Annotated in this window: 6 protein-coding genes and 1 pseudogene; 3 read left to right on the top strand and 4 right to left on the bottom strand. The window is 63.0% G+C overall.

What is annotated here, in order from left to right; translation table 11 throughout:
• Positions 1–223: 223 nt before the first annotated feature.
• Entirely contained in the window at positions 224–673 is a 450-nt protein-coding gene (locus tag PSOLE_RS09680; protein ID WP_074859520.1) for an Hsp20 family protein, read from the bottom strand.
• Positions 674–919: 246 nt separating this feature from the next.
• Positions 920–1867 (bottom strand): tRNA dihydrouridine synthase, encoded by a 948-nt coding sequence (locus PSOLE_RS09675; RefSeq protein ID WP_074859523.1) that lies wholly within the window; start codon positions 1865–1867, stop codon positions 920–922.
• Positions 1868–1963: 96 nt separating this feature from the next.
• Here PSOLE_RS09675 and PSOLE_RS09670 point away from each other — a divergent pair, with 96 nt between their 5' ends.
• Positions 1964–2359, top strand: a complete 396-nt coding sequence (locus tag PSOLE_RS09670; protein ID WP_074859526.1) for a hypothetical protein — start codon at positions 1964–1966, stop codon at positions 2357–2359.
• A 6-nt stretch (positions 2360–2365) separates the two neighbouring features.
• Here the strand turns inward: PSOLE_RS09670 and PSOLE_RS09665 are convergent, their stop codons facing one another.
• A complete protein-coding gene (locus PSOLE_RS09665; RefSeq protein WP_074859530.1) occupies positions 2366–2815 on the bottom strand; it encodes an acyl-CoA thioesterase in 450 nt (149 codons plus the stop codon).
• Positions 2816–3018: 203 nt separating this feature from the next.
• On the opposite strand from PSOLE_RS09665, the gene PSOLE_RS09660 reads away from it, so the two are divergent.
• Positions 3019–4881, top strand: a complete 1863-nt coding sequence (locus PSOLE_RS09660; RefSeq protein WP_244597266.1) for a sensor domain-containing diguanylate cyclase — start codon at positions 3019–3021, stop codon at positions 4879–4881.
• Here PSOLE_RS09660 and PSOLE_RS09655 read toward each other — a convergent pair.
• A pseudogene (locus PSOLE_RS09655) lies at positions 4851–5497 on the bottom strand (alpha/beta hydrolase); the annotation flags it as partial. The gene PSOLE_RS09660 and the pseudogene PSOLE_RS09655 sit on opposite strands and share 31 nt — an antisense overlap.
• A gap of 186 nt (positions 5498–5683) precedes the next feature.
• Here PSOLE_RS09655 and PSOLE_RS25035 point away from each other — a divergent pair.
• Positions 5684–6424, top strand: a complete 741-nt coding sequence (locus PSOLE_RS25035) for a reverse transcriptase family protein (RefSeq protein ID WP_241197897.1) — start codon at positions 5684–5686, stop codon at positions 6422–6424.
• The last annotated feature ends 7 nt before the right edge of the window (positions 6425–6431 follow it).

Raw genomic sequence — 6431 nt, 5'->3', positions numbered from 1 at the left:
GCCAGCATTTTGCCTCGGGCTTCCTTCAGATTCGCAGTCGCCCGCGACACCCTTGCCTCTGGCTAACACTTCCCCTTGCCGGGTGTGTAGAGGACTTTCACCTCCAAGTCGTCCAGTCCACCACCACAGTGAACCGAACAGCGCCAGTCACGGCGCTACGCGCCATGCCTGGCGCACAACGAAGAAGGCGCCCCATGGGGCGCCCTCTCGGTGAGCTAGCGGCTCAGTTTTCCAGCGCAGGACGCTGGCTACCGATAGGAATACGCTTGGTCTTGGCCTCTTCCGGCACAATGCGTTCCAGCTCGACATGCAGCAGACCATTGACCAGATTGGCGCCCTTGACCTCGATATGGTCAGCCAGGCGGAAGGACAGCTTGAACGCGCGCTGGGCGATGCCCTGATGCAGGTAGCTGATGTTTTCAGCGCTGCGATCACGCTTGTTGCCGACCACGGTCAGCACGTCACGCTCGACCTGCAACTCCAGGTCATCTTCCTCGAAGCCGGCAGCCGCGACCACGATGCGGTAGTGGTCCTCGCCATGCTTCTCGACGTTGTAGGGCGGGTAGGAACTGCCAGCGTCATTGCTGCGCAGGGCAGATTCGAAAAGATCGTTGAAACGGTCGAAACCGACGGACTGGCGAAACAGTGGGGCCAGGGACAGTACGTTACTCATGAGTATTCTCCTGAAAATTTCAGCAAGGTTCATATCGCGGAACCCGACTTCGGCATCCCGCAGTCGCTTATCTGAGGTCAGGTGGAGAATTTTCAAGCATCTGAAAAAAACGTTTACACAACACGGCGTTGCACATCCATTGTGCAACGCTCCCTAGGCAGACGGCACCGCTCATGTAGGAGCCGCGCCCCGCGGCGAAGCGACAGAGCCTCTTCAAAGCAAGAGCTTCGCCCCGAGGCGGGGCTCCTACGGAGATAGCGCAAGCAGCTGATCGATACGCTCGCAATCCTGCTCGCGGCGCACCTCGGCAAACAGCGCAACGGCCTCCGGGTAGGTGCGCGTGAGCATCGCCAACCATTGCTTCAGGCGCCCCGGCGCGTAGCGCGGCGACAGCTTGCGCCGTGCCTGCTGCCAGAAGTCGAGCAACAGCGGCTGCAATTCGGCCCAGCTCATGTCCTCGGGCTCCTCACCAGCCCTGACGGCAGCGATCTGCCGCGCCAGCCCTGGCCGAGAAACCAGGCCGCGCCCCAGCATGATGTCATCCACACCGCTGATCTCACGGCAGCGGCGCCAGTCGTCCAGCGTCCACACCTCGCCGTTGGCGAACACCGGCACGCCGACCACCTCCTGCACCCGCGCCACCCACTCCCAGTGCGCCGGCGGCTTGTAGCCCTCGACCTTGGTGCGCGCATGCACGACGATCTGGCTCGCTCCGCCTTCGGCCAGTGCGCGCGCACAGTCAAGCGCGCCCTCCTTGCCTTCGAAGCCCAGGCGCATCTTCGCCGTGACCGGAATCTCCGCCGGCACCGTGCGCCGCACTTCGCGGACGATGGCATGCAACAGTTCCGGCTCCTTGAGCAGCACCGCGCCGCCACGCGACTTGTTCACCGTTTTGGCCGGGCAACCGAAGTTAAGGTCGATCACAGGAGCGCCGAGCGTGCAGGCGAAGGCGGCGTTGTCCGCCAGGCACTGCGGATCGGAGCCGAGAAACTGTACGCGCATCGGCGTACCGGCCCGGGTGCGTGAGCCGTTGAACAACTCGGGGGCCAGCTTGTGATAGGTGGCAGCCGGCAACAGCCGCTCGCTGACGCGAATGAACTCGGTGACACACCAGTCGATGCCGCCGATGCGGGTTAGCACGTCGCGCAGAATCTCGTCGACCAGCCCCTCCATGGGCGCCAGGGCGATTTGCATGAGGTTGTCCGGAAAAATGGGGTGCACAGTTTAAGGGGTCGCACGCGCCGCACAAGATGGGCGACACTGCCGCTGACGCCAAACGGAGGCTTTACTATGCGCCTGATCGCACCCGCCTTGCACGGCCTGTTCTGCATGGCCGCCCAAGCCAGCGATATCCCGCCCAGTGCTACTGAGCCGGCCCCCACCGATCCAGTGGCCGATGCACCGGCCCGGCTCATTTTCAGTCGCGACAACAACGCGCCGAATGCCTGCGATGTGGAGCTTTACGTCAACCAGCAGGTAGTGGCGAAACTTGGCCCCAGCGAGCAAACCAGCCTGGACCTGCCCAGCGGCGAACTGGGCGTCGCCGTGGCCATGTCGCCAGATGGCTATTGCGGCGGCCATGGATCGGATGTGGCGCAGTCCGTCATGCTGCGCCCCGGTGAAACCCGCCAGTTCGCCATCATGGTCGAGCCGGAGCAGGTATTTCTCGCGCCGGTGATCGACTGAGCGGCCTTACAGCTCCAACGGATAGGGCTGCATCAGCGCCTTGCCATAACCTTCGACGAACTCCGCCGGCATGCGCTTCGGGCGCCCGCTGGACAGCTCAATGCAGACAAAGGTGGTCTTGGCGCGCAACAAGGTGGCGCCATCTTCCGGGCGCACCAGTTGGAAGCGCCGATCCATCTTCAGACGCTGGTCGGACTCGACGATCCAGGTCGCCATCTGCAGATGCTGCCCTTCGTAGGCGCTGGCGAGGTAGTCGATCTCGTGACGCACCACGGCCATGGCCCGATCCAGACGGCGATACTCGACCAGGTCCAACCCCAGGAACTGCGAATGCCGCCAGGCGCAGCGCTCCAGCCAACTGACGTACACCGCGTTGTTGGCATGGCCAAGGCCGTCGATGTCGTCTGCGCTCACTTCGATATCGATGACGAAGGGATCGGGCAACTCCCAGTTCATGACTCTACCTCCAGGTATGCAGCCTGCATGCGGCAAGCCGGGTGATCCGATTCCAGAATGCGGCTGCCTGCTTCCTCGGCGGCCAGTCGATCAGGTGCCGCATGATACGCCGCACGACCTCTCCATGCAGCGCCGAGCTTTCATCGTGCCATCATCGCGCGCCATAATGCCGCGCGTTCGCCTGAGAGCCCGAGAACGAGCAATTGACTGCCGCCCTGCGCCTATTGATGCTTCTGCTGCTACCAGTACTGACCTGGGCGCAAAGCCTGCCGCTGCCGATTGGTCAGACGCAGACATTGCCCGGGCCTTACATGGCGTTCTGGGAAGACCCGGATGGCCGTGCCGACATCACCGATGTGCATGCACTGCCCGACTCCGCCTGGCAAGCAGTGGAGCGGCGCGATGTCAGCTTCGGCTACAGCGGCAGCACCTACTGGCTACGCCTGGACGTACACAACCCGCACAGCCGCTCGCTGGGCTGGGTACTGCTGATCGGCAATCCACTGCTGGATCAACTGGACGCCTACGGCCTGGACGGCGAACGCATCTACCGCGCCGGCGACCAGCGCCCCTTCGACTGGCGCTGGGTCGAGCACCGGCAACTGGTACTGCCTCTGCACGTAGTGTCTGGCGAACGCCAGCGCATCTGGCTGCGCATGCAAACCGACGGCTCGGCCAACCTCAGCGCCAGCCTGATGACCCGCGATGCCTTCGACCACCAGGAGCAGCGCAGCCTATTGCTACAGGGCCTGTTCTTCGGCGCCCTGATGGCAATGCTGATCTACAGCCTGAGCATTTTCTGCATCACCCGCGACCGCAACTACCTCTGGTACAGCCTGTTCGTCGCCAGCTTCAGTCTCTACCAGTTCATCCAGCTCGGCTTCGCCCTGCAATGGTTGTGGCCCAACGCGCTGGCCTGGCATCAACTGAGCTTCCCGCTCAGCTCCGCCCTGGCGACATGGTTCGGCATTCAATTCACCTACGGCGTGCTGGATCTGGACAAGGCCGCCAGGCCTTATCGCTGGGTCGCCAATACGCTCAAGGCCTGCGCCTGGTTGGTGCTGGGGATGGCGTTGTTTGGCCTGTACGCACCCGCCCTGATCGGCAGCTTCGTACTGGTGACCGCCTGCGCACTGGCCGCCTTCGTCATTACCCTGCTGCGCTGGCGCGGCGGTTACGCAGCCGCGCGCCTGTTCGCCCTGGGCTGGTTCGTGCTGATCGCCGCCAGCCTTGCCAGCATCCTCACCGGCACCGGACTGCTGCCCTACTCGCTGCTGACCCTGCATGCTCAGCAGATTGGCGGCCTGATCGAGATGACGGTGTTCTCCATCGCCCTGGCCTCGCGCATCCGCCAGGTGCAGCAAGCCGAACGCCAGGCTCAGGCCAAGCTGATCGACCATGAGCGCCGCCTGCGCAGCGAACAGACCAAGCACCTGGAACTGCAAACGCAGATCAGCGAAAGCCTGGAACAGCGCGTACAGGAGCGCACCGCGACGCTGCAGGACACCCTGCAGCAACTGTCCAACGCCAACCTGCGCCTGGCCGAACTGAATCGACGCGACGGGCTTACCGGCCTGCTCAACCGCCAGACACTCAGCGAAGAACTGGCTCGCGCCTGCGCCCGCGCCGTGCGCAGCCGACAGTCACTGGCAGTCCTGATGCTGGATCTGGATCACTTCAAGCAGGTCAATGACCGCTACGGCCACCTCGCCGGCGATGCCTGCCTGCGCCATGCAGCCCAGCGTATCCAGCAGCGCCTGCGCAGCAGCGACTTGCTGGCACGCTTCGGCGGCGAAGAATTCGTCATCTTGCTCGACAGCACCGATCTCACCGGCGCACTCGACCTGGCCGAACAACTGCGCGAAGAGCTCGCGCTCAATCCCTGCCTCTACCAACAACAGTCGATAGCGCTGAGCCTGAGCATCGGCCTGCATGCCGGCGTACCGAGCGAGCCGGACTGCGGCGAGCACTGGCTGGAACTGGCAGACCGTGCCCTGTATCGCGCCAAGGCAAGCGGTCGTAACCGCGTGGTCAGTTACGAAGCCAACGCCTTCAACGACGCCTGAGGCACTTGCTCCAGCAACTCGAGTACGGCCTGCAGAAGCACCGGATCGCTCAGCAAACGCTGATGCCCACCCGCTGGCAGACGCAGCAGCTGACTGTCGAACCAGGCCTTGTGGACAGATCGGCTTCGCCCACCGGTACCACCGGATCGTCCTCGGCATGCACGATCAGGCCCGGCAGATCCAGCTGATAACGCTGCACATCGAGATGCGCCGCGGGGATGCCCGCCGTCGTTTCAACGGCGCGAACGAAATGCGCTCGTGCCTCGGCCGGCAGCCCCATGAATCGAGCGAAACCGCGCAACAATCCGAGGATGCAGCTCGGCGCGGCAACGGTCACCAGCGTCTCGCAGCGCAAGCCCATTTGTGTGGCCAGCAGCGCACTGGCGCCGCCCATCGAGTGACCGATCACGGCCAGCAGCGCCGGCAACTCGCTGGCGGCCTCGAGCAATGCACGCGCAAACAGCACCACATTGGCTTCTCGTCCAGGTGAACGACCATGAGCAGGCGCATCCAGTGCGATGACGCCATAGCCTGCGTCGACCAGACCGCGGATCAACAACGCAAACTGGGTTGGTCGCCCCTCCCAGCCATGCATCAGCAGCACTGTCGAGCCGCGTCGAGGATTACGAAGCGCTGCTGCCGTGGAACTGCTCACCAACGACTGCATCCTGACCCGCTAACCCTGCTGACAGTAGGTGGGGTTTATGGAGCGCTTAGTGCGCCAGTTAAAGCTGGCGAAGGATAGTCGATGAAAGTTCGATACTGGTAAGAAATGGCGAATCAACCAGACCCCGAGTCATGCATGTTGCACCGCGAGGTGCAGGGTGAAGCGTTGACAGGGGAAACCGATGGGCCAGCCATTGAGCCGCGAAATCACAAGTTCGGGATGCCGATGCTGTTAAGCGAAGCAGAAGGCAACACGGAGCATGGCGTTTTACGCCAGTCATGCACTGATCCCGCGCGGTCGGAGACCCTCTGCACGTCGGGAAGTCCTTCGCACAGAAACTGGGAGATCTCAGCGGCGCCCGGTGCGCAACCACCGGGCGGAGCAGGAAAGGCCAAAAGCTGTAACCCTGCTGTCTACGCCGCCGAGAAGTCGGATACGTCCGTAGTACCTGAGAAGCCATCGAACAAAGGGCCTGCCCCGGCGGAGGTGGTGGAGGAAAGGGACGTAGCCAAGGGAAACACCAACAAGCCTCCCGCGCCCCGGACACTGAGCCGGATCAGTTGCGCGTCGATGGGACTTGAAGGTGTACGTGAAGCAGCCCGAAGGAACAAGGGCATGCAGTTCACGGCTTTGCTGCACCACATCACACCGCAGTTACTGGCGCAGAGTTTCTATGCCCTACGCCGCGATGCAGCGGTAGGCGTGGACGGCTTGTCGTGGCGGGAATACGAGGAAGGTCTTCTCCAGCGGGTGACCGATTTGCACGCAAAGCTCCACAGCGGAGCTTATCGGGCAACACCATCACGACGGGTCTACATTCCCAAAACCGATGGCAGGCAACGTCCGCTTTGGCCGTTTTGCTGCGAGAAATCGTAGGAAGCGA

This window comes from Pseudomonas oleovorans subsp. oleovorans, assembly GCF_002197815.1.
Lineage (GTDB): Bacteria > Pseudomonadota > Gammaproteobacteria > Pseudomonadales > Pseudomonadaceae > Aquipseudomonas > Aquipseudomonas oleovorans.
Note: the sequence above shows the minus strand (reverse complement) of the source record. Positions and strands in the feature narration are given on the sequence as shown.